A 21,044-nucleotide genomic window follows, 5' to 3' on the forward strand; every position below is an offset into this window, starting at 1 on the left:
CTTCTCTGTCTGTTCTATTCGCCGGGTTTGTTCTATTCGCCGAGCGCGTCTTCGAGCAGGGCAGCGAGCTGCGCCAAATGCTTCGACATCAGACCGGTCGCCGGCGATGCCGCCGCCGGACGTCCGGTATAGCGCACCCGCTGATGCTTGGCGTCGATATGAGCCAGCACCCATTCCAGATACGGATCGATGAACGACCAGGCGCCCATATTCTTGGGTTCCTCCTGGCACCACACCATCTCCGCATTGCGGAAGCGCGACAGCTCGGTGATCAGCGCCTTGGCCGGGAACGGGTAGAGCTGTTCGACGCGCAAGAGATAGATGTCGTTGATGCCGCGCTTCTCGCGCTCCTCGTAGAGGTCGTAATAGACTTTGCCCGAGCACAGCACGACGCGGCGGATTTTGGAATCCTTGGTGAGCTTGATCGCCTGGTTCTGCAACAGCTGGGCATCGTCCCACAACAGCCGATGGAACGAGCTTTCGCCCGAAATCTCCGGCAGCGTCGACACTGCCCGCTTGTGGCGCAGCAGCGACTTCGGCGTCATCAGGATCAGCGGCTTGCGGAAGTCGCGCTTCAGCTGCCGGCGCAATATGTGGAAGTAGTTGGCCGGCGTGGTGCAGTTGGCGACTTGCATATTGTCTTCGGCGCAAAGCTGCAGAAAGCGCTCGAGCCGGGCCGAAGAATGCTCTGGACCCTGACCCTCATAGCCATGCGGCAGCAGGCAGACCAGGCCTGACATTCTGAGCCACTTGCGCTCGCCCGACGAGATGAACTGGTCGAACACCACCTGGGCGCCGTTGGCGAAATCGCCGAACTGCGCTTCCCAGAGCGTCAGCGCCTTCGGCTCGGCCAGGCTGTAGCCATATTCGAAGCCAAGCACCGCCTCTTCCGACAGCATCGAGTTGATGACTTCGTAGCCGGCCTGTGCCGCCGACAGATTGTTGAGCGGGATGTAGCGGGTCTCGTCCTTCTGGTCGTAGAGCACGGAATGGCGCTGCGAGAAGGTGCCGCGTTCTGAATCCTGGCCGGAGAGCCGGATCGGATTGCCGTCGAGCAGGATGGCGCCGAAGGCCAGCGCCTCGGCCGTCGACCAGTCGATGCCTTCGCCGGAGTCGATCGCCTGGCGGCGGTTTTCGAGGAAGCGGATGATGGTCTTGTGCGCCTCGAAACCTTTCGGCACCTCGGTCAGTTTCTTGCCGATGTCCTTCAGCACCTTGACCGGCACGGCGGTCTTGCCGCGGCGCTGTTCGTCCTGGTTGTCGGCGGTGCGCAGACCAGACCAGGCGCCGTCCAGCCAGTCGGCCTTGTTGGGCTTGTAGTGCTGGCCGACTTCCCATTCGGACTCCAGATGGGCGCGCCAGTCGGCCTTCATCTTGTCGAGTTCGGCCTGACTGATATGGCCCTCGGCGATCAGCCGGTCGCCATAGATCTGCACCGTCGTCTTGTGGTTGCGGATGTTGGCGTACATGACCGGCTGGGTGAAAGCCGGCTCGTCACCCTCATTGTGGCCGAAGCGGCGATAGCAGAACATGTCCACCACCACCGGCTTGTGGAACTTCATGCGGAATTCGATCGCCACCTTCGTGGCGTGCACCACCGCTTCCGGGTCGTCGCCATTGACGTGGAAGATCGGCGCCTCGATCATCTTGGCGACGTCGGATGGATAGGGCGACGAGCGCGAGAAACGCGGATTGGTGGTGAAGCCGATCTGGTTGTTGATGATGAAATGCAGCGTGCCGGCGACGCGGTGGCCGCGCAGGCCCGACAGGCCGAGAATTTCCGCGATTACGCCCTGGCCAGCAAAGGCGGCGTCGCCATGCAGAAGCAGCGGCAGCACCTTGGCGCGCTCTTCCAGCGGCACGATCTCCTCGCGGCTGCGGCCGAACAGATAGTCCTGCTTGGCGCGCGCCTTGCCCATCACCACCGGATCGACGATTTCCAGATGCGATGGGTTGGCGGTCAAGGACAGATGCACCTTGTTGCCATCGAACTCGCGGTCCGACGAAGCGCCGAGATGGTACTTCACGTCGCCCGAGCCCTCGACCTCGTCAGGAGCGGCCGAGCCGCCCTTGAACTCGTGGAAGATGGCGCGATGCGGTTTGGCCATCACCTGGGACAGCACGTTCAGCCGGCCGCGATGCGCCATGCCGAGCACGATCTCCTTCATGCCGAGCTGGCCGCCGCGCTTGATGATCTGCTCCAGCGCCGGGATCAGGCCTTCGCTACCATCGAGGCCGAAGCGCTTGGTGCCCTTGTACTTGACATCGATGAACTGCTCGAAGCCTTCGGCCTCGACCAGCTTCTGCAGGATCGCTTTTTTTCCCGTAGCGGTGAAGGAAATCTCCTTGTCGGCGCCCTCGATGCGCGCCTGGATCCAGGCCTTCTCCTCGGGATCGGAAATGTGCATGAACTCGACACCGAGCGTCGAGCAATAGGTGCGGGTCAGAATTTCCAGCATCTGCCGGATGGTGCCGAATTCGAGGCCGAGCACATTGTCGAGGAAGATCGGCCGGTCGTAGTCGGCTGCGGTGAAACCGTAATTCTCCGGCGACAGCTCGTTATAGTCCTCAAGCGGCTTGGCGATGCCGAGTGGGTCGAGATTGGCATGCAGATGGCCGCGCATGCGGAAGGCGCGGATCATCATGATGGCGCGCACCGAATCGCGCGTCGCCTGATGCACGTCGGCATCCGACAGCACGACGCCATTGGTGACCGCCTTGTCCTTGACCTTCTTTTCCAGATGCTTCTCGACGATGCCCCAATTGCCGTCGAGCGCCGACACCAGTTCGCCATTGGCCTGCAGCGGCCAGGAGGGCTTTGCCCAGGAAGCGCCCTTGGCGTTCTTGCGTACATCGCCGGCGTCGTCCTTCAGCCCGGCGAAGAAGTCCTGCCATTCGGGGTTTACCGACTCCGGATCGTCCTCATAGGACGCGTACAGCGCGTCGATATAGTCGGCATTGCCGCCATAGAGGAAAGAGGTGAGCGAAAATTGGTCGTTGGCCTGATCTTGTCTTGCCATTTTTGTCCGCGGAGCCTGGCTCCGTCTCCTTTTCAAAAGCGAATAGTGAGTAGCGAGTAGCAATTTTTCCCGGGTCGCGCCGTTACTCTCTTTTGCTATTCACTACTCGCTACTCACTTAGCCTTGATCGCCTCGACCAGCGTCGTGCCCAGCCGGGCCGGCGATGGCGATACCTTGACGCCGGCCGATTCCATCGCCGCGATCTTGTCTTCCGCGCCGCCCTTGCCGCCGGAGATGACCGCGCCCGCATGGCCCATGGTGCGACCGGCCGGCGCGGTGCGCCCGGCGATGAAGCCGGCCATCGGTTTCCTGCGGCCGCGCTTGGCCTCGTCCTTGAGGAACTGCGCGGCGTCTTCCTCGGCCGAACCGCCGATCTCGCCGATCATGATGATCGACTTGGTCTCGTCGTCGGCGAGGAACATTTCGAGCATGTCGATGAACTCGGTGCCTTTGACGGGGTCGCCGCCGATACCGACGGCGGTGGTCTGGCCGAGGCCGACATTGGTGGTCTGGAACACTGCCTCATAGGTAAGCGTTCCCGAGCGCGAAACAACGCCGACCGAGCCCTTGCGGAAGATGTTGCCGGGCATGATACCGATCTTGCATTCGTCGGGGGTGAGCACGCCGGGGCAGTTCGGGCCGATCAGCCGCGAGGTCGAGCGGTCGAGCCGCGCCTTGACCCTGACCATGTCCATCACCGGAATGCCTTCGGTGATGCAGACGATCAGCGGGATCTCGGCTTCGATGGCTTCGAGGATGGCTTCGGCGGCGCCCGCCGGCGGCACATAGACAACCGAGGCATTGGCGCCGGTCTTTTCCTTGCCCTCGGCAACGGAAGCGAAGATCGGCAGGTTTTCGCCCTTGGCGCCGGTCCAGGTCTCGCCGCCCTTCTTGGGATGGATGCCGCCGACCATCTTGGTGCCGTGATAGGCCAAGGCCTGCTCGGTGTGGAACGTGCCGGTCTTGCCGGTCAGGCCCTGAACCAGCACCTTGGTGTTCTTGTCGATGAGAATGGACATCGGAGCCCTTTTCTAAAAACCGTTGATCGAGGAAGGCGAAACGCGCCGGTAGACGCCGCTCACCATGTCTTGCCAGCTGTCGCTGCCGGCAGGTTTGAAATGCAGTCGCATCCGGTAGGCATCGGGAGTGTCGAAAATATACGTCACGCGCGCTGAGCCGCGCGGCGATGACCGCTCCAGAATCAGTTCTGCGCCGTTCCATGCACCTGTGGCCGGCGAGGCCGGCATAAAACCCATGGAATCGAACTGATGCATGGTGACGAGGCTGTTTGGCTGGTCGAAGCCGAACACTGAGTGCGACCCGAACGAGACCGTGCCGTCGCGGCGCTGGCGATAGCGCTGCACCACGAACAGGCCGCCGAACTGCGCCTCCGCCAGCACCTCCGACGTCGCCGTGCCGCCATCGGCCCATTGCGTTTCCGCCACCTCTTCCTCGCCGCGCCACGCGCCGACCAGCGCCTGCAGGCGCTGGTGATCGGCCGAGAGCGAGGAAAAGGAAGCCGCGTTCATGGTCAGAGCCGCTTCAGGTCGGTGACGGTGAGGTCGCTCTTGGCATTGCCGGTGTTGAGTGTCGTTGCCGGCTCGAACATCAGCACCACGGGCTCGGCGGTCAGCGACCGCGGCCGGTGCTCGACACCCCTTGGCACGACGATGAAGTCGCCCTCGCCGAGCTCGACCGGACCGTCGCGAAAATCGATGGCGATGCGTCCGCGCAGCACGAGAAAGGCCTCGTCCTCATGCTCATGTGCATGCCAGTCGAAGGTCTCGCCGAACTTGGCGACCTTCGCCTGGCTGTCATTGACGTCGCCGGCGATATGCGGATCGAAGACCTTGGTGATCGTTCGATCCGCCGCCTCGACCAGGTTTATCTTGCGCGGAGGCATTCGCCTTCAGCCCTTCACCGCCGCCACGATCTTCTTGGCTGCGTCGTCGAGATCGTCGGCCGACACGACGTTGAGGCCGCTGTCGTTGATGATCTTCTTGCCGAGTTCGGCGTTTGTGCCTTCGAGGCGCACCACCAACGGCACTTCCAGGCCGACTTCCTTGACCGCGGCAATCACGCCCTCGGCGATGATGTCGCACTTCATGATGCCGCCGAAGATGTTGATCAAAATGCCTTTGACCGCCGGATCCCGGGTGATGATCTTGAACGCCGCCGTCACCTTCTCCTTCGACGCGCCACCGCCGACATCGAGGAAGTTGGCGGGTTCGGCGCCGTAGAGCTTGATGATGTCCATCGTCGCCATGGCAAGGCCGGCGCCGTTGACCATGCAGCCGATATTGCCGTCGAGCGCGACATAGGCGAGGTCGTATTTCGACGCCTCGATCTCCTTCTCGTCCTCTTCGGTGGTGTCGCGCAATTCCATCAGTTCGGGGTGGCGAAACAGCGCGTTGTTGTCGAACGACACCTTGGCGTCCAGCACGCGCAGGCGGCCGTTTTTCATCACGATCAGCGGGTTGACCTCGAGCAGGCTCATGTCCTTCTCGACAAAGGCCTTGTAGAGGATCGGGAACAGCGTGCCGGCATCCTTGGCGGCATCGCCGTTTAGTCCCAGCGCTTCCACCAATATGTCGACGTCGGTGGTCGTCACGCCGGCCCGCGGATCGATGGCGCGGGTGATGATCTTTTCCGGTGTGTCGTGGGCGACGCCCTCGATGTCCATGCCGCCCTCCGTCGAGACGACGAAAGCGATGCGGCCGACCGAGCGGTCGACCAGGATCGACAGATAAAGCTCGCGCTCAATGTCGGCGCCGTCCTCGATATAGAGGCGGTTGACCTGCTTGCCGGCGGGGCCGGTCTGCTTGGTCACCAGCGTGTGGCCGAGCATCTCATTGGCGTTGGCAACGACTTCGGCAACCGACTTAGCCAGCCGCACGCCGCCCTTTGCGTCGGGCGACAGTTCCTTGAACTTCCCCTTGCCGCGGCCGCCGGCATGGATTTGGCTCTTCACCACATAGAGCGGACCGGGAAGCGCTTGTGCCGCGGCTTCCGCTTCGCTTGCCTTGAACACCGGCACGCCTTCGGCCACCGGCGCGCCAAACGACTTCAGCAGCGCCTTGCCTTGATATTCATGGATGTTCATCTGGATGGTCTCCGGAGGATTATTTCGAGGCGAGATGCGGGGCGATCTTGACGCAGGCCTCGGTCAGGCCCTGCACCGTCGCCACCGAAGCGTCGAACATCTTCTGCTCGGCCTTGTTGAGGTCGATCTCGATGATGCGCTCGACGCCGCCGGCGCCGATGACCACGGGAACGCCGACATAGGTGCCCTTGACGCCATACTGGCCCGAGAGATGCGCAGCACAAGGCAGCACACGCTTCTTGTCCTTGAGGTAGGATTCGGCCATCGCGATGGCCGAGGCGGCCGGGGCGTAGAAGGCCGAGCCGGTCTTCAACAAGCCGACGATCTCGGCGCCGCCGTCGCGGGTGCGCTGCACGATCTGGTCGAGCTTTTCCTTCGAGGTCCAGCCCATCTTGATCAGGTCGGGCAGCGGAATGCCCGACACCGTGGAATAGCGGATCATCGGCACCATGGAATCGCCGTGGCCGCCGAGCACGAAAGCGGTAACGTCCTCGACCGAAACCTTGAACTCCTCGGCCAGGAAATAGCGGAAGCGCGCGCTGTCGAGCACGCCGGCCATGCCGACGACATGGGTCTTGGGCAGGCCGGAAAACTTCTGCAGCGCCCAGACCATGGCGTCGAGCGGGTTGGTGATGCAGATGACGAAAGCCTTGGGCGCGTATTTCTTCAGCCCTGCGCCGACCTGTTCCATGACCTTGAGGTTGATGCCCAGCAGATCGTCGCGGCTCATACCCGGCTTGCGCGGCACGCCGGCAGTGACGATGCAGACATCGGCGCCCTCGATCCCGGCATAATCATTGACGCCGGTCAGCCGGGAGTCAAAACCGTCGACCGGCGAAGACTGCGCGATATCGAGCCCCTTGCCTTGCGGAATGCCCTCGGCAATATCGAACAGCACCACGTCGCCGAGGTCCTTGAGGCCGATCATGTGAGCGAGCGTGCCGCCGATCATGCCGGAGCCGATAAGCGCTATCTTGTTGCGTGCCATGTGAGGAAATTTTCCCTTTGTCTGTGACGACGCCCAAATCCCTGGCGATCTGTTGACGGCGTCGAGGAAGAGGCCGGAATGCTGTGGTCTCAGCGAGATTTCGCCGCATCCAGTAGCCCTGGTGGAAAATATATTCAATCGGTTATTTTCGAGTGAATAATTTCAATCGGTTAGAAACATTGGGATTTACGTAAACGTCAAAGTTTGTAAGCCGACTTGAGAGGTTTTACACAATGAACGTGGAAATCAGAAGACTCTATCCAGGCGATGACGCCCTTGTGAAGCGCATCGCCGAAGACGTGTTCGATGAACCGGTACGGGCCGACAGACTGTCCGCCTACCTCGCCTCCTCAGGTCATATGATGATTGTGGCACTGGCCGATGGCGTCGTCGTCGGCCAGTGTGCTGCCGTCATCCACCGCCACCTGGACAAGGTCAGCGAACTCTACATCGACGAGGTCGGCGTCTCACCCGCCTACCAGCGCCATGGCATCGCGCGAAAGATGCTCGACGCCATGTTCGCGCTCGGCCGCGAGCAGGGATGCGGCGAAGCCTGGGTCGGCACCGAACCGGACAATGTGCCAGCGCGCGCGCTTTATGAATCGCGCAAGGAGGTGCATGGGCCGGCGGAGTCGTTTGTGATGTATGTGTACGAGCTTTAGGCGTCGGCGGGACAGCGCCCCCCCTCTGCCTTGCCAGGCATCTCCCCCACGAGGGGGGAGATCGGACGTCACGCGACCTTTCGCCAATCTCCAATGGCCGCATGAATGAGCGGAGCGCCGAAACCGCCAATCTCCCCCCGTGTGGGGGAGATGTCCGGCAGGACAGAGGGGGGCGCGAAGGATCACTACATAATGACCTCTTGGAACCCTCAGACCTGCGCTTCCGCGTTGTCCTTCTGCCGTTCCGCCCAGTCCTCCAGCCAGTCGCGGCTTTGCATCTCGATCAGCCGCGAGGCGGTGCGTTCGAATTCGAACACCTCGACGCCGCGCCTGGCCGTGTAAAGCTCAGGCGGGGGAGCCTCAGCGCTCACCACCAGCCGCGTGTGATGATCGTAGAGCGTGTCGATCAACAGGATGAAGCGCTTGGCCTCGTTGCGCTTGCCTTCGCCCAGCACCGGCACGTGATCGATGAAGACGGTCGAGAAGCGGCCGGCAATGGCCAGGAAATCGCGTGCGCCGAGCGGCTTTTCGCAGAGGTCGGCGAAGGAAAACCGCGCTGCATCCCCGGCGGCAGCCGGTATCCTCACTTGCCGCCCCTTGAGCGTCAGCGAGGTCTCGGCCGTCAGCGCTCCACGCGTCATCGCCTGCCAGGCCTCGTCGAGCACACGGTCGGCTTCGGCATCCGCCGGGGTGACATAAACCGGCGTGCGGGCGAGCTTTTCCAGCCTGTAGTCCTTGTCGGCATCAAGCGTCAGCACATGGGCGTGGCGCTCGAGAATGCTGATGAAGGGCAGGAAAAGCTGGCGGTTCAGCCCGTCGCGATAAAGGTCCTGCGGCGCGACATTCGAGGTGGCGACCAGAACCACGCCATTGGCGAACAGCGCCGAAAACAGCCGCGACAGGACCATCGCATCGGCAATGTCGGTGACCGAAAACTCATCGAAGCACAGCACCCAGGCCTGTTCGGCAAGCTGAAGCGCGACCGGCGGGATCGGGTCGTCCTCCTTGACGTCGCCGTTCTTGCGCGCCTGCCGGTGCTTCTGGATGCGGTCCTGCACATCGGCCATGAAGTCGTTGAAATGAACGCGGCGCTTGCGCCTGACCGGCAACAACTCGAAGAACATATCCATCAGCATGGTCTTGCCGCGACCGACGTCGCCATGAATGTAGAGGCCCTTGACGACCTCGCGCGTCTCGCGCTTGCGGGCAAACAGCCAGCCGAGCGCGCTCGACTTGTGCGCCAGCCGCTTGACCGAGATCTCGTCGGTCAGCCGGTCGAGCGCGGCGGCAATGCGCTCCTGCGCCGCATCGCGCTCGATGGCGCCGGTTGCGACCAGATGGTTGTAGCGCTGCCTGACGGTCGCATGGGTCTGGAGGCCGTCACGCAGATGCATCGGTCACGTCGCTGTCTAGGGATAGGCAGCCTATCTTGTAAGCGATATCGGCAAGCCGTTGGTAGTCTGGCCGTCGAATTTCGAACCGCCCGAGGAATAGAGCCGCGCCAGCGTGCCGCCATTCTCGTCATAGAGCGTCAGCTGCTTGCCGGCGACGTTCCACGATTTGATGCCGTCGATGGGCGGCGGGCAATGCAGCGGCCCGGCGCGGAAGCCGGCGCCGAATTTGGTCTGCGGCGTCGCCACCTTGCAGCTCTGTCCGGACACGCTGGCGTTCCAAACGCCGGCAACGCTCGCAGCGGTAAGGTCGGAGGCTCCGGCCGGCGCCGATCCGTCCGGCGGCAGCGAGGCGACCTGCGCGCCTGCCGGCGCGGTCGGGAATTGCGATGGGTCGGTGGTGCCCGGCGCTGCCGGGGGCGGCAGTTGGCTTCCGCTCACCGTGCCGGCGGGCGCGGGCTGCAGCGGGGCGGGCTGCTGGTCATCCATCGATGAAAAACGCGAGGTCGAACAGCCGCTCGCAACGAGCGCTGCCAGCGATACGGCCATCAGCCCGCTTCTCGAAAAAATCATTCCAACCTCCGTCGGATCCGGCTGGGGGGAAGCCGTCCGCACAATCTCACCCCTCACCAAGATGGAGAAGGTGGCGAAATTTCAACCCGATATGGTTAAAATAGGGTTTGCACCACGAATTGTTGTAAATTTGTCGCAAAATGGCTGGCGGACAAAAGGCATGTCTTCGCTCTAGCGCGGTTCCAACCGGTACATTGGTTGCGAAAGCGGCACCGGAGCCCGCGGCAGGTCGGCGCATCGGCGGTCGAGCGCAAATGCCGGCGCAAAACTGACTGAAGCGCTTGAGGCGCAAGGCCTGGGTGAGCGGTTTCGCGCCTTCCGTCCGGGCGAGCTTTGGGACGTTCCCGAGATCGAGCGCGGCTGAAGTCTGCATTTGGCCGTTTACGGCACTGCCGTTTTAGCCGATGGTCTATCGCAACAGGGGGAACAGATGAAATCAATCTTGGCAGTTTTGATCGCGCTGGTAATTTCGACGCCGGCCGCTTTCGCGGGTGAAATCACCGATCGCGCCGCTGAAGCCGAAAAGGCACTGCAGGCGGGTGATGGTGCCGGCGCGCTGGACAAATTCCGCAGCGCCGAGGACGCTCTGTGGCAAGCGATGCCGCTTGGCGTGCAAAATGTGAAACACATCATGTCGGCCAGCGGGTTCGGGGCCTACGCCGAGCGCCCGAACCATGTCTACAAGCCGGGCGAAGAGATTGTGCTTTATATGGAGCCGGTCGGTTACGGCTACGGCTCGGATGGGCTCGGCAACAACCAGATCGCGCTTTACGTTGACCTTACCGTGCTTTCCCAGTCGGGCGAGAAGCTGGGAACCGTCGAAAAGCTTGGCCGGGTCCAGCTCGCCTCGCGCTCGCATAACCGAGAGATGTTCTTCAAATTAAACGTCTCCCTGGATGGCGTTCCCCCCGGCAAATACCGCGCGGATTTCCTCATGCACGACGAGAACTCGCAAAAGACGGCGCCTTTCACGACCGACTTCGAGATTGCCGAATAGCGCGCCCAGTCGGAAAGAGCCTCGCGGCAACGGAACCAGAGCGCCGCAGATGCGTTCTTAAGCCGGCTGCAGGCCAGTCAATTTGCGAGGCATTGTCCATGATCAAATGGATCATCATTCTTCTCATCGTTGCTGCCGCCGCCAGCCTGCTCGGCATGCCGGCGCTGGCCGGTGCCGCCGCCACCGGCGCGCGCGTGCTGATCGGCATCGTTCTCGTCATCTTCCTGCTGATCGTGCTCGGCGTTTTCGCGGTAACCTAAACGCAGCCCACACTGGTAATTCCCGCCCGTTTCCGCCATATAGCGGCGAAACGTACAGGAATTACCTCAGATCATGGCAGGCACTGCCCCCTTCGCCAAGATGAACGGCATCGGCAACGAAATCATCGTCGCCGACATGCGTGGCCGTGCCGATAGGGTCACGGCGGCGTCGGCTGTCGCGCTGAACGCCGATGCGGCGACTAGGTTCGACCAGATCATGGCGATCCACGATTCGCGCACGCCGGGCACCGCGTTTTACATCGACATTTTGAATTCCGACGGCTCGGGCGCGCAGGCCTGCGGCAACGGCATGCGCTGTGTCGTCCAGGCGCTGGCCGCCGAAACCGGCCAGAAGACTTTCACCTTCGAGACCCGCGCCGGCATCCTCAACGCCGTCGAACATGCCGACGGCACCATCTCGGTCGACATGGGCACTCCGCGCTTTGGCTGGCAGGACATTCCGCTGGCCGAGGAATTCCGCGACACCCGCATGATCGAGTTGCAGATCGGCCCCATCGACGCGCCGGTGCTGCATTCGCCTTCGGCTCTCTCGATGGGCAACCCTCACGCTATCTTCTGGGTCGACAACGATGTCTGGTCCTACGAACTCGAGCGTTTCGGCCCGCTGCTCGAAAACCATCCGATCTTCCCCGAGCGCGCCAACATCACCATCGCCCAGGTAACGTCGCCGGAGACGATGATCATCCGCACTTGGGAGCGCGGCGCCGGCCTGACCAGGGCTTGCGGCTCGGCCGCTTGCGCTTCCGTCGTCGCCGCTGCCCGCACCCGGCGCACCGGCCGCAGCGTTACGCTGATGACGCCCGGCGGCGGCTCGCTGCATGTGGAATGGCGCGACGACGACCACGTCATCCTGACCGGCGCTGCCGAATGGGAGTTTTCCGGCAATTTCGATCCGTCGACCGGCACCTGGGCCCGCGACACCGAAAGCGCGGCCTGATGTCTGCGCTTGCCGATACCAAGGGCCCCAACTCCCAAGGCATAGACGTCGTCACCTTTGGCTGCCGTCTCAACACCTATGAATCCGAAGTGATGCGCCGCGAGGCCGAAAGCGCAGGTCTCGGCGCGCTCAAAGGCGGCGCCATTATCTTCAACACCTGCGCCGTCACCGCCGAAGCGGTGCGCCAGGCCAGGCAGTCGATCAGAAAGGCCCGCCGCGAAAATCCGGCGGCGCGCATCATCGTCACCGGCTGCGCCGCGCAAACCGAACCGCAGAATTTTGCCGCCATGGACGAGGTCGACCTCGTGCTTGGCAACGAAGAGAAGCTGAAGGCCAACTCCTACCGCGCGCTGCCGGATTTCGGCGTCAACGACAGCGAGAAGGCGCGCGTCAACGACATTTTCTCGGTGCGCGAGACCGCCGGCCACATGGTCGACGCCATTGACGGCCGGGCACGTGCTTTCGTCCAGGTGCAGAACGGCTGCGACCATCGCTGCACCTTCTGCATCATCCCCTATGGCCGCGGCAACTCACGCTCGGTGCCGATGGGCGCGGTTGTCGAGCAGGTCAAGCGTCTCGTCGGCAACGGCTACGCCGAGATCGTGCTGACCGGCGTCGACATGACCTCTTTCGGCGCCGACCTGCCGGGCGCGCCGAAGCTGGGAAAGCTGGTGAAGACCATCCTGAAGCAGGTGCCTGATGTGAGGCGGCTGCGGCTGTCCTCCATCGATTCGATCGAGGCCGACGACGATCTGCTGGACGCCATCGCCACCGAGCCCAGGCTGATGCCGCATCTGCATCTGTCGCTGCAATCAGGTGACGACATGATCCTGAAGCGCATGAAGCGCAGGCATTTGCGCGACCAGTCGATCCGCTTCTGCGAGGATGTGCGCAAATTGCGCCCGGCAATCGTCTTCGGCGCCGACATCATCGCCGGCTTCCCGACCGAGACCGAGGAAATGTTTCAGAATTCGATAAAGATCGTCGAGGAATGTGGGCTGACGCACCTGCATGTCTTCCCGTTTTCGCCGCGCGAAGGCACGCCCGCCGCGCGCATGCCGCAGGTCCGCCGCGAATTGGTCAAGCAGCGCGCGGCCCAGCTGCGCGCCGCTGGTGAGGCTGCGTATCGCCGCCATCTGTCGTCGCTTCCCGGAACGCGCCAAACGATCCTTATCGAGCGCGACGGCGTCGGCCGCACCGAAGGGTTCACGCTTGCCGGGCTCGGCACAGGCGCGCCGGGCGAGATCGTCGAGGCAGACATCACCGGCCATGACGGCGTGCGCCTGATAGCGGCCCCGCTCACTGCCCGCGCCGCCTGCGACGATTGAAGCATGGCCGGTTTTTTCAAGAACATATTTTCGTTCGGCAAGAAGGAAGTCGTCGAGGAGCGCATCGACGAAACCGCTCCCCTGCCGCCGATCAAATGGGATGCGCTTGAGGCGCTGAAGCCGGCGGCCGAGCAGGTCGTTCCGGAGTTCTTGAAGCGCGAGGAGCCCGAGCCGCCGACGCCCCACCCTCCCCTCGATGGGGAGGGTCGCCACGAAGTGGCGGGGAGGGGTGAGAGCGCCGACGCCGACGCCACTCACCCCCACCCCCAAGCTTCGCTTGGGGCCTCCCCCATCGAGGGGGAGGTAAAGCCTGCGCCGCAGTCGGCGCCAGAAGAACCGAAGCCCGAACCCACGCCGACCATCCCGCCCGCGCCGGAACCGGTCGTCCCATCCGAGCCGGAACCGTTGCCGGAGCCCGCGCCGGTAGAAGAACCGCAGCCTGAGCCGGAGATACCCGAGCCGCCTGCACCGGAAGAAGTTCCTGCGCCGCCAGCCGTTCCGGAGCCGGCTCCCGAGCCGCAGCCCCAAGAAGTGCCGCCGGCGCCGGCCGAGCCGGAGATCGAACCATCGCGTCCGGAACCGCAGCTGGAGCCCGCTCCCGTCGAAGTGCCGACGCCTGCCGAGACTCCCGCAGAACCGGCCGCCCCGATCGAAGTGCCGCAACCGTCCGCGCCTCCCGCACAGCCTACCTCAGAGGTCAGCGCCGCCCCTCATCCGCCTGCCGGCACCTTCTCCCCGTATAGCCACGGGGAGAAGGACGAGGCGACCCACCCTCCCCTCGATGGGGAGGGTCGACGCGAAGCGGCGCGGTGGGGTGACAGCGCTGACGCCAGCGCAAATCACCCCCACCCCCAAGCTTCGCTTGGGACCTCCCCCATCGAGGGGGAGGTAAAGCGCACTCCGGTCGAAGCCACACCCGCGCCGGTCGAAGTCCGGGCTGCCACGGCGGGGGTTGCGCCCATGCCTGAACCGGGTTTTCCGCCGACACCACAGCCGACACCGTCAGTCGGCAAAGTCACCGTCACCAGAAAGGTCGAGCAGAAAGCCGAGCCGCAAAAGGCGCCCGAACCGGCGCCGCGACGCTCCTGGTTCCAGCGCATGCGCGACGGGCTTGCCCGCTCCTCGAAAGAACTCACCGGCAACATCGCCGGCGTCTTCACCAAGCGCAAGCTCGACGAGGAGACGCTGCAGGATCTGGAGGACGTGCTGATCCGTGCCGATCTGGGCATGGAAACAGCCTTGCGCGTCACCGATGCCCTCGCTGCCAGCCGCTACGGCAAGGATGTCTCCGACGCGGATGTCCGCACCATCATGGCGGCCGAGGTGGAGAAGGTGCTGGCCCATGTCGCCATGCCGCTGGAGCTCGACCTGTCGCACAAGCCGCATGTCATTCTGGTGGTCGGCGTCAACGGCACCGGCAAGACCACGACCATCGGCAAGCTCGCCGCCAAACTGACCGATGGTGGCCTGTCGGTGATGCTGGCCGCCGGCGATACCTTTCGCGCTGCAGCCATCGAGCAGCTGAAGATCTGGGGCGAGAGGACGAAGTCTCCGGTCATCGCCTCGAAGATCGGCGCGGATGCCGCCGGCCTTGCCTACGACGCTTTCGAACGCGCCAAGGAGGCCGGCTCCGACGTACTGATCATCGACACCGCCGGCCGGCTGCAAAACAAGACCGAACTGATGGCGGAGCTGGAAAAGATCGTGCGCGTGCTGGGCAAGCTCGATCCGGAAGCGCCGCATACCGTGCTGCAGACGGTCGACGCCACCACCGGCCAGAATGCGCTCAATCAGGTCGAGATCTTCCGCAATGTCGCCGGCGTCAACGGCCTGGTGATGACCAAGCTGGACGGCACGGCGCGCGGCGGTATTCTGGTCGCGATCGCGGCAAAGCACAAACTGCCGGTCTACTTCATCGGCGTCGGCGAACAGGTCGACGACCTCGAACCATTCTCGGCCGGCGAATTCGCCAGGGCGATCGCCGGCGTAGCGTAACAGGCAATGATCCCGAAGAGCTGACGGCTTTTTGGACAAGATCATGCGTCAGAAGGAAGTCATGAACCCACCCATCCTCGAACGCGACCCGTCCGACCCGCGAAAGAAGAAAGAAAGCGTCAATCCGCTGCTCAAGCTGGTGCTGGAACTCGGGCCGCTGATGGTGTTCTTCTTCGCCAATGCACGCGGCGCCTGGCTGGTGCAGAAATTTCCTGTCCTGGCCGAATTCGGCGGGCCGATCTTCGTCGCCACCGGCCTTTTCATGGCGGCGACGGCGATCGCGCTGATCGCCTCCTGGCTGCTGCTGCGCACCTTGCCGATCATGCCGATGGTCTCGGGCGTCGTCGTCTTCATCTTCGGCGCGCTGACGCTCTATCTGCAGGACGACGTGTTCATCAAGATGAAGCCGACCATCGTCAACACCCTGTTCGGCGGCGTGCTGCTCGGCGGTCTGTATTTCGGCCGATCGCTGCTCGGCTATGTCTTCGATTCGGCCTTTCGCCTCGATGCCGAAGGCTGGCGCAAGCTGACTTTCCGCTGGGGCCTGTTCTTCCTGTTCCTGGCTCTTGCCAATGAAGTGGTGTGGCGGAATTTTTCCACCGACTTCTGGGTTACCTTCAAGGTCTGGGGCATCATGCCGATCACCCTGTTGTTCACCTTCAGCCAGATGCCGCTGATCCTGCACCATTCGATCGAGGATAAGGCCGAGAAGGTGGAAGAAGCCGGCAAGTAGAGCAATTCCAGGAAAAGTGTGAAGCCGTCCGGAATTGCGTCAGAATAAACGGAGACGGCCATGGAATTCGTCACCACGCGCGATGAACTGAGGACGATCTACAAGACCCCGCGGCCGACCGACACCTCGATGCGCAAGGAACTCAGGGCGCTCGACGGCCACTGCCGCTCTTTCATCGGCAAGAGCCCTTTCGTGCTGATCGGTTCTTCCGACGGCGCCGGCAATGCCGACGTGACGCCGAAAGGCGACAGACCGGGCTTTGCCCTTGTCCTCGACGACAGGACCATCGCCATTCCCGACCGGCCCGGCAACAACCGGCTGGACACGCTGGAAAACATCCTGCTCAACCCTTCGGTCGGGCTGCTTTTTCTCATCCCCGGCATGAACGAGACGCTGCGCATCAATGGCGACGCCCGCATAACCGTCGATGCCGGTTTGCGCGAGCGCCTCACCGTCGACGGCAAGCAACCGCAAAGCGTCGTCGTGGTGAGCGTCAAGGCCGCTTACATGCACTGCGCCAAGGCCTTCATGCGCTCCGAATTGTGGAAGCCGGACAGCTGGCACGACCGCGCGACGTTGCCGACGCTCGGTCAGATCCTGTCCGATCAGATGGCGCATGCCGAAACTGCCGACGATTTCGACCGCTCGCTGGACGAAGCCTACAGCAAGACCCTGTGGTAGATTTCGGGTACGATTCGCCATTGCGGTCCTTTGCCGGTTTTCCCTAGCCCTGTTTCCCCGTGATCGAACTCCTCGCCATCTCCGGCAGCCTGCGCGCCGCCTCGACCAATTCGGCGCTGCTGGCGGCGCTGTCCGCGAACGCGCCTTCGGATTGCCGCGTAACTGTCTATGACGGGCTCGGCCTGCTGCCGATCTTCAACCCGGATGACGAAGGCGAGCGCACACCGGCCGAGGCCATGCGGCTGATCGAGGCCGTCACCAGCGCCGATGGCATCATCGTCTCCTGCCCCGAATATGCCCATGGCGTGCCCGGCGGCATGAAAAACGCTCTCGACTGGCTGGTCTCGCGCGACGCCGCAGTCGGCAAGCCCGCCATGCTGGCCCACGCCTCCGCGCGCTCGCTCTATGCCCGCGCCGCGCTGGCCGAGATCATGCGCACCATGTCGTTCGCGCTTTGTGAGAATGCGGTTCTGGAGATTGCCTTGCTCGGCAAGAAACCGCCGGAGATAGAAGCGATCCTGGGAGAGGACGAGAACCTGCGGGCCATGCGCGAAGCGGTGCAGGTTTTCGCGAGTTTTATACGCGCAAACGTTGCCTCGTCATCCTAGGGCGGAGCAAGGAGCGAAGCGACGCGGCGCAGACCCTAGGATGACGAACGAAAGGGTGCGGCGCACCCCAACGTGCCGCTGTGCTACCCCTTCCGCAACGTCTCGACATCGGTCACACCGACATACCAGTCGCGCGCGTTGACCTCTTCGAACACCACCCAGACGTCGTCATTGCTAAGCCCGGTGGCGTCCATGATCGCCGCCGTGACCTTTTTGGCAATGTCGGCCTTCTTGCCAGCGGGATCAGCGGCGATCACTTCCTTGACGATGCGGATGTTGACGAATGGCATGACGTCCTCCCCTTGAATTGTGTCTGATACCGCCGCCGCTGGGCGGCTTCGAAATCCGCTCCGGCGAACCGCTTGGCGGTGGTTCCGCGGCCGCAGCGCTACAGGCGCCGCCGGCAGGCGCAGAAACGCCATCAAGGGCCGCCAGAGAAGCGTTTCCAGCAGCCTCAATACGTCTTCGCCCCGTTCACCATCAGCCGCACCATGTAGAGCGACGTGGTGCCGGCGATGTAGAGGCAGTTCAGCTTGTTGCCGCCGAACACGCAATTGGCGGTCACTTCCGGCACCTTGACCTTGCCGATCAGCGTGCCGTCGGGATCGTAGCAATGGATGCCGTCGGCGGCACTGGTCCAGATGCGGCCGGCCTCGTCGAGCCGGAAGCCGTCGAATAGACCGGCCGTGCAGTCAGCGAACACCTTCCCGCCCGAGACCTTCTTGCCGTGCTTGCCGACGTTGAAGACCCGCATATGCGCGGGGTTCTGCGCGCCATGGGTGCGGCCGGTGTCGACGACATAGAGCTGGCTTTCATCCAGTGAAAAGGCAAGCCCGTTCGGCCGGACCATGTCGGTGATGACGGCCTCGACCTCGCCCGTATCCGGATCGACCCGGTAGACATTGCAAGCGCCGATCTCGCTTTCGGCCTTGTCGCCCTCATAGTCGGTGTCGATGCCGTAGCTCGGATCGGTGAACCAGATCGAGCCGTCGGATTTCACGACCGCGTCATTGGGCGAATTCAGCCGCTTGCCTTTCCATTCGGCCGCGATGGTGGTGACGGAACCGTCATGCTCGGTGCGGCTGACGCGGCGGCCGGAATGCTCGCACGTCACCAGTCGGCCCTGGCGGTCGACGGTGTTGCCGTTGGAATTGCCGGAGGGCTGACGGAAGACGCTGACATTGCCGTCGGTCTCGTCATAGCGCAGCATGCGGTTGTTGGGGATGTCGGACCAGACGACATAGCGGCCGGCGGCGAACCAGGCCGGCCCTTCCGCCCACTGACATCCGGTAAACAGCTTTTCCACCTGGGCGTTGCCGTTGAACAGCCGCGCGAAACGCGGATCCAGAATTTCGTAATAGTCTGCGGTCGCCATGCATTTCCTCCGGGCATCACGTGACGCGCGGATCAAGCCAGCCTGCGGGCGCGATGGCAAGGTGGCGCAGGCGCAATTTGTAAGACAAAAGGTGCCCGGCCGGCATGGCCCGCCAGCCTGTCCGGCCGTTTATGGTGCTGGAGCGCTGTATTAACCCGCTATGCGCCCTGTGCAATGGTGCATTGCAACATCTTCTTTTTGCATCGCACCATTCCTATGTCATGGTGCGAACGACCAAGGGAGGAACAAATTCACCGCTGATATGCGGCACGAAAGGACCCTTGCTATGGCTTTTGACAACCTCTTCTCCCGCGCGCGCACCTCGATGGCCAAGCGCCGCCACTATAACCGCCTCGTCGCGGAAATCGAAAACCTGACGAGCCGCGATCTGGCCGACCTGCGCGCCGACCGCTCGGAAATGCTCTACCAGGTCCACAGGCAGATCTACGGCTGAGCATTTCAGACCTCAGCGGGGCACCGCCCCCTCACCCGGATTGCCAAACCGAATTGCATGAGCAATTCGGGCAATCCGACCTCTCCCCCCGGGGAGAGGAGCTAGCCTGTGCCGATGCTTCCCTCTTCTCCCCCACGGGGAGGAGGGGGCGCGTAGCGGCCCGATGAGGGGGCATGGCGCCAACGTCAGCTCGGTGCCGCGAGCGCCTTTTCAATCTGCGGCAACAGAACATCCCTCGCCGACTCCCCTGTCAGCGGCCCGACATGCTTGTAGGCAATCTTGCCGTCCTTGCCGATGACGAAGGTTTCCGGCACGCCGTAGACGCCCCAGTCGATGGCCGTGCGGCCGGCCTCGTCGACACCTATCGCCTGGAACGGATTGCCGAGATCACCAAGGAACCGGCGCGCGTTTTGCGCTTGGTCCTTGTAGTTTAGCGCGGCCATGACGAAGCGCTTGTCCTGCGACAGCTGCAAGAGCACCGGATGCTCTTCCCGGCACGGCGCGCACCACGATGCAAAGACGTTGACCAGCGTTACCTTGCCGGCGAAGGCTTTCGAATCCAGCCCGGGCAGGTTTGACCCTTCCAGCGCCGGCAGGTTGGTCTGCGGCGCCGGCAGGCCGATCAGCGCCGACGGCACTGCCGCCTCATCGCGTCCCGACAAAAGCTGCGACAGGAACAATCCGGCGAGGCCGAGAAAAACCAGCAGCGGCAACAGCACGATCAGGCGGCGGCGCGGCGACGCCGTCGTTTCGCTTTCCGTGCTCATGGCTTGCTGGCCCCAGTGCTGGCCCCAGTACCGGCTTTGTCCGAGCGACGCCGCACGCCGGCCGCTTCGAGGTCTGCCAGTTCGCGCTTGCGGGTCCGCTGGTCGAGCAGGATCCAGCCGATCAGCCCGGCCAGCACGATCACCGTGATGCCATAGGCGGCCGCGACATAGAGTGCGTGTGCACTCATGCGCTTCGCTCCCCTTCCACCGTCACTTCGTCGTGCTCGATCATGGCCTTCCCATGGCTTTGCGGCTTTCTTAGCTTTGCGGCTGGGGCTTCGCAATTGATCGTCGCGCCGCAGCGGTCATATCAATCCGTTCCATGCCGCAGCGCCAGTGCTGCCGCCACCGGACCCAGCACGGCAAGAAACAGCGTCAGCGCGGCAAGAATGAGGAAGGGCTGCAGGAACGGATCAGGGTCGGCCACCGCGCCGTAGCTCGCCGACACCCCGAAGATCAGCACCGGGATGGTCAGCGGCAGCACCAGCACCGAGATCAGCAGACCGCCACGCGGCAGCGCCACCGCCACCGCCGCCCCGACCGCGCCGATGAAAGTGATCGCCGGCGTGCCGACCAGCAGCGTGAGCGCGGTGGCGCCGATGCTGAGCGGCTCCATGTTCATGAACAGGCTCAGCAGAGGTGCCGCAACCACCAGCGGCAGAACGCTGCCCGCCCAATGCGCCAGGCACTTCACCAGCACCGTCAACGCCAGCATGTGGCGGTCATTGCCCAGCACCAGAAGATCGAGCGACCCGTCTTCGCGATCGGCCTGAAACAGCCGGTCGAGGCCGAGCAGGCAGGCGAGCAGAGCGCCGATCCAAAGGATCGCCGGACCGATGCGGGCGAGCAGCTTCAGGTCCGGTCCGACACCGAAGGGGATGGTGGCGATGACGGCGAGGAAGAAGATGACGCCGGTGAGCGCTCCGCCGCCGGCGCGGACGGAGAGGCGGATGTCGCGCAGGAAGAGGGCTAGCATTGCCAAGCCGCGCCTGCGGTTTGATCGCCATCTTGCCGAAGGTGGCGTTCCTTCACACCCCCCTCTGTCCTCCCGGACATCTCGCCCGCAAGGGGGGAGATTGGCAGCTCCACTGCTGACGCCTCTTTTTCAATGCCGGTGATTGGCGAAAGCCGGCATGACATCTGATCTCCCC

23 protein-coding genes are annotated in these 21,044 nt (G+C 63.4%); 10 read left to right on the forward strand and 13 right to left on the reverse strand.

All coding sequences use genetic code 11. The features are described from left to right. Positions 1-32: 32 nt before the first annotated feature. From AC3EML_RS03160 to mdh, 6 genes are all read right to left on the reverse strand, one after another. A complete protein-coding gene (locus AC3EML_RS03160; protein ID WP_352520763.1) occupies positions 33-3,020 on the reverse strand; it encodes a 2-oxoglutarate dehydrogenase E1 component in 2,988 nt (995 codons plus the stop codon). 113 nt (positions 3,021-3,133) lie between these two features. Next, the gene (gene sucD / locus AC3EML_RS03165; protein WP_023724452.1) at positions 3,134-4,039 is read right to left on the reverse strand and encodes a succinate--CoA ligase subunit alpha; all 906 of its coding nucleotides are present in this window, start codon (positions 4,037-4,039) and stop codon (positions 3,134-3,136) included. Between the two features lie 12 nt (positions 4,040-4,051). Beyond that, positions 4,052-4,549, reverse strand: coding sequence for a DUF1579 family protein (locus AC3EML_RS03170; RefSeq protein ID WP_023752711.1), 498 nt, complete (start codon positions 4,547-4,549; stop codon positions 4,052-4,054). A gap of 2 nt (positions 4,550-4,551) precedes the next feature. Beyond that, positions 4,552-4,923 (reverse strand): cupin domain-containing protein, encoded by a 372-nt coding sequence (locus AC3EML_RS03175; RefSeq protein ID WP_023670539.1) that lies wholly within the window; start codon positions 4,921-4,923, stop codon positions 4,552-4,554. A gap of 6 nt (positions 4,924-4,929) precedes the next feature. Further along, entirely contained in the window at positions 4,930-6,123 is a 1,194-nt protein-coding gene (sucC, locus tag AC3EML_RS03180; RefSeq protein WP_352520762.1) for an ADP-forming succinate--CoA ligase subunit beta, read from the reverse strand. Positions 6,124-6,142: 19 nt separating this feature from the next. Continuing rightward, a complete protein-coding gene (mdh, locus tag AC3EML_RS03185; protein ID WP_352519378.1) occupies positions 6,143-7,111 on the reverse strand; it encodes a malate dehydrogenase in 969 nt (322 codons plus the stop codon). 233 nt (positions 7,112-7,344) lie between these two features. Between mdh and AC3EML_RS03190 the strand changes: the two genes are divergently transcribed. Beyond that, positions 7,345-7,773: a GNAT family N-acetyltransferase gene (locus AC3EML_RS03190; RefSeq protein WP_023687691.1), complete on the forward strand. Its 429-nt coding sequence runs from the start codon at positions 7,345-7,347 to the stop codon at positions 7,771-7,773. A 209-nt stretch (positions 7,774-7,982) separates the two neighbouring features. Here the strand turns inward: AC3EML_RS03190 and zapE are convergent, their stop codons facing one another. Together zapE and AC3EML_RS03200 are read right to left on the reverse strand one after the other, a co-directional pair. Further along, complete coding sequence (gene zapE / locus AC3EML_RS03195) at positions 7,983-9,167, reverse strand: cell division protein ZapE (protein ID WP_352520761.1); 1,185 nt, start codon at positions 9,165-9,167, stop codon at positions 7,983-7,985. Between the two features lie 30 nt (positions 9,168-9,197). After that, the gene (locus tag AC3EML_RS03200; protein WP_023687689.1) at positions 9,198-9,737 is read right to left on the reverse strand and encodes a protease inhibitor Inh/omp19 family protein; all 540 of its coding nucleotides are present in this window, start codon (positions 9,735-9,737) and stop codon (positions 9,198-9,200) included. Positions 9,738-10,110: 373 nt separating this feature from the next. Between AC3EML_RS03200 and AC3EML_RS03205 the strand changes: the two genes are divergently transcribed. The 8 genes from AC3EML_RS03205 (at position 10,111) to AC3EML_RS03240 (ending at position 17,297) form a co-directional block, all read left to right on the forward strand. After that, positions 10,111-10,734: a hypothetical protein gene (locus AC3EML_RS03205; protein ID WP_245263098.1), complete on the forward strand. Its 624-nt coding sequence runs from the start codon at positions 10,111-10,113 to the stop codon at positions 10,732-10,734. Positions 10,735-10,832: 98 nt separating this feature from the next. Further along, complete coding sequence (locus tag AC3EML_RS03210) at positions 10,833-10,994, forward strand: DUF1328 family protein (protein ID WP_023683859.1); 162 nt, start codon at positions 10,833-10,835, stop codon at positions 10,992-10,994. A 73-nt stretch (positions 10,995-11,067) separates the two neighbouring features. Continuing rightward, positions 11,068-11,952 (forward strand): diaminopimelate epimerase, encoded by an 885-nt coding sequence (gene dapF, locus AC3EML_RS03215; RefSeq protein WP_023687687.1) that lies wholly within the window; start codon positions 11,068-11,070, stop codon positions 11,950-11,952. Further along, positions 11,952-13,280: a tRNA (N(6)-L-threonylcarbamoyladenosine(37)-C(2))-methylthiotransferase MtaB gene (mtaB, locus tag AC3EML_RS03220; RefSeq protein WP_031195600.1), complete on the forward strand. Its 1,329-nt coding sequence runs from the start codon at positions 11,952-11,954 to the stop codon at positions 13,278-13,280. Before dapF ends, mtaB begins: the two co-directional genes overlap by 1 nt. Positions 13,281-13,283: 3 nt before the next feature. Then, complete coding sequence (gene ftsY / locus AC3EML_RS03225) at positions 13,284-15,275, forward strand: signal recognition particle-docking protein FtsY (RefSeq protein ID WP_352497729.1); 1,992 nt, start codon at positions 13,284-13,286, stop codon at positions 15,273-15,275. Between the two features lie 61 nt (positions 15,276-15,336). Then, positions 15,337-16,008: a septation protein A gene (locus tag AC3EML_RS03230; RefSeq protein ID WP_023687683.1), complete on the forward strand. Its 672-nt coding sequence runs from the start codon at positions 15,337-15,339 to the stop codon at positions 16,006-16,008. Positions 16,009-16,068: 60 nt separating this feature from the next. Continuing rightward, on the forward strand, positions 16,069-16,689 hold the full coding sequence (locus AC3EML_RS03235; protein WP_023683854.1) for a pyridoxamine 5'-phosphate oxidase family protein: 621 nt from the start codon (positions 16,069-16,071) through the stop codon (positions 16,687-16,689). Between the two features lie 59 nt (positions 16,690-16,748). Then, positions 16,749-17,297 carry an NADPH-dependent FMN reductase gene (locus AC3EML_RS03240; protein ID WP_023683853.1) on the forward strand — a complete coding sequence of 183 codons (549 nt, stop codon included), beginning with the start codon at positions 16,749-16,751 and terminating at the stop codon, positions 17,295-17,297. A gap of 83 nt (positions 17,298-17,380) precedes the next feature. Here AC3EML_RS03240 and AC3EML_RS03245 read toward each other — a convergent pair whose 3' ends face one another. Together AC3EML_RS03245 and AC3EML_RS03250 are read right to left on the reverse strand one after the other, a co-directional pair. Further along, positions 17,381-17,587, reverse strand: coding sequence for a tautomerase family protein (locus AC3EML_RS03245; RefSeq protein ID WP_023683852.1), 207 nt, complete (start codon positions 17,585-17,587; stop codon positions 17,381-17,383). Positions 17,588-17,751: 164 nt separating this feature from the next. Then, a complete protein-coding gene (locus tag AC3EML_RS03250) occupies positions 17,752-18,672 on the reverse strand; it encodes an SMP-30/gluconolactonase/LRE family protein (RefSeq protein ID WP_023671738.1) in 921 nt (306 codons plus the stop codon). Between the two features lie 286 nt (positions 18,673-18,958). Here AC3EML_RS03250 and AC3EML_RS03255 point away from each other — a divergent pair, with 286 nt between their 5' ends. Continuing rightward, complete coding sequence (locus AC3EML_RS03255; RefSeq protein ID WP_023671737.1) at positions 18,959-19,126, forward strand: hypothetical protein; 168 nt, start codon at positions 18,959-18,961, stop codon at positions 19,124-19,126. A gap of 185 nt (positions 19,127-19,311) precedes the next feature. Here AC3EML_RS03255 and AC3EML_RS03260 read toward each other — a convergent pair whose 3' ends face one another. From AC3EML_RS03260 to ccmB, 3 genes are all read right to left on the reverse strand, one after another. Continuing rightward, on the reverse strand, positions 19,312-19,893 hold the full coding sequence (locus AC3EML_RS03260; protein WP_023671736.1) for a DsbE family thiol:disulfide interchange protein: 582 nt from the start codon (positions 19,891-19,893) through the stop codon (positions 19,312-19,314). Beyond that, positions 19,890-20,081 carry a heme exporter protein CcmD gene (ccmD, locus tag AC3EML_RS03265; RefSeq protein WP_023671735.1) on the reverse strand — a complete coding sequence of 64 codons (192 nt, stop codon included), beginning with the start codon at positions 20,079-20,081 and terminating at the stop codon, positions 19,890-19,892. Before ccmD ends, AC3EML_RS03260 begins: the two co-directional genes overlap by 4 nt. A gap of 122 nt (positions 20,082-20,203) precedes the next feature. After that, the gene (gene ccmB, locus AC3EML_RS03270; protein WP_023687678.1) at positions 20,204-20,869 is read right to left on the reverse strand and encodes a heme exporter protein CcmB; all 666 of its coding nucleotides are present in this window, start codon (positions 20,867-20,869) and stop codon (positions 20,204-20,206) included. Positions 20,870-21,044: the final 175 nt, after the last annotated feature.

The sequence above is a fragment of the Mesorhizobium sp. P170090 genome (genome assembly GCF_057786115.1).

Coding starts and splice junctions, on each gene's coding strand:
- AC3EML_RS03160 (WP_352520763.1), bottom strand. CDS start 3,020: ATGGCAAGACAAGATCAGGCCAACGACCAATTTTCGCTCACCTCTTTC.
- sucD (WP_023724452.1), bottom strand. CDS start 4,039: ATGTCCATTCTCATCGACAAGAACACCAAGGTGCTGGTTCAGGGCCTG.
- AC3EML_RS03170 (WP_023752711.1), bottom strand. CDS start 4,549: ATGAACGCGGCTTCCTTTTCCTCGCTCTCGGCCGATCACCAGCGCCTG.
- AC3EML_RS03175 (WP_023670539.1), bottom strand. CDS start 4,923: ATGCCTCCGCGCAAGATAAACCTGGTCGAGGCGGCGGATCGAACGATC.
- sucC (WP_352520762.1), bottom strand. CDS start 6,123: ATGAACATCCATGAATATCAAGGCAAGGCGCTGCTGAAGTCGTTTGGC.
- mdh (WP_352519378.1), bottom strand. CDS start 7,111: ATGGCACGCAACAAGATAGCGCTTATCGGCTCCGGCATGATCGGCGGC.
- AC3EML_RS03190 (WP_023687691.1), top strand. CDS start 7,345: ATGAACGTGGAAATCAGAAGACTCTATCCAGGCGATGACGCCCTTGTG.
- zapE (WP_352520761.1), bottom strand. CDS start 9,167: ATGCATCTGCGTGACGGCCTCCAGACCCATGCGACCGTCAGGCAGCGC.
- AC3EML_RS03200 (WP_023687689.1), bottom strand. CDS start 9,737: ATGATTTTTTCGAGAAGCGGGCTGATGGCCGTATCGCTGGCAGCGCTC.
- AC3EML_RS03210 (WP_023683859.1), top strand. CDS start 10,833: ATGATCAAATGGATCATCATTCTTCTCATCGTTGCTGCCGCCGCCAGC.
- dapF (WP_023687687.1), top strand. CDS start 11,068: ATGGCAGGCACTGCCCCCTTCGCCAAGATGAACGGCATCGGCAACGAA.
- mtaB (WP_031195600.1), top strand. CDS start 11,952: ATGTCTGCGCTTGCCGATACCAAGGGCCCCAACTCCCAAGGCATAGAC.
- ftsY (WP_352497729.1), top strand. CDS start 13,284: ATGGCCGGTTTTTTCAAGAACATATTTTCGTTCGGCAAGAAGGAAGTC.
- AC3EML_RS03230 (WP_023687683.1), top strand. CDS start 15,337: ATGAACCCACCCATCCTCGAACGCGACCCGTCCGACCCGCGAAAGAAG.
- AC3EML_RS03235 (WP_023683854.1), top strand. CDS start 16,069: ATGGAATTCGTCACCACGCGCGATGAACTGAGGACGATCTACAAGACC.
- AC3EML_RS03245 (WP_023683852.1), bottom strand. CDS start 17,587: ATGCCATTCGTCAACATCCGCATCGTCAAGGAAGTGATCGCCGCTGAT.
- AC3EML_RS03250 (WP_023671738.1), bottom strand. CDS start 18,672: ATGGCGACCGCAGACTATTACGAAATTCTGGATCCGCGTTTCGCGCGG.
- AC3EML_RS03255 (WP_023671737.1), top strand. CDS start 18,959: ATGGCTTTTGACAACCTCTTCTCCCGCGCGCGCACCTCGATGGCCAAG.
- AC3EML_RS03260 (WP_023671736.1), bottom strand. CDS start 19,893: ATGAGCACGGAAAGCGAAACGACGGCGTCGCCGCGCCGCCGCCTGATC.
- ccmD (WP_023671735.1), bottom strand. CDS start 20,081: ATGAGTGCACACGCACTCTATGTCGCGGCCGCCTATGGCATCACGGTG.
- ccmB (WP_023687678.1), bottom strand. CDS start 20,869: ATGCTAGCCCTCTTCCTGCGCGACATCCGCCTCTCCGTCCGCGCCGGC.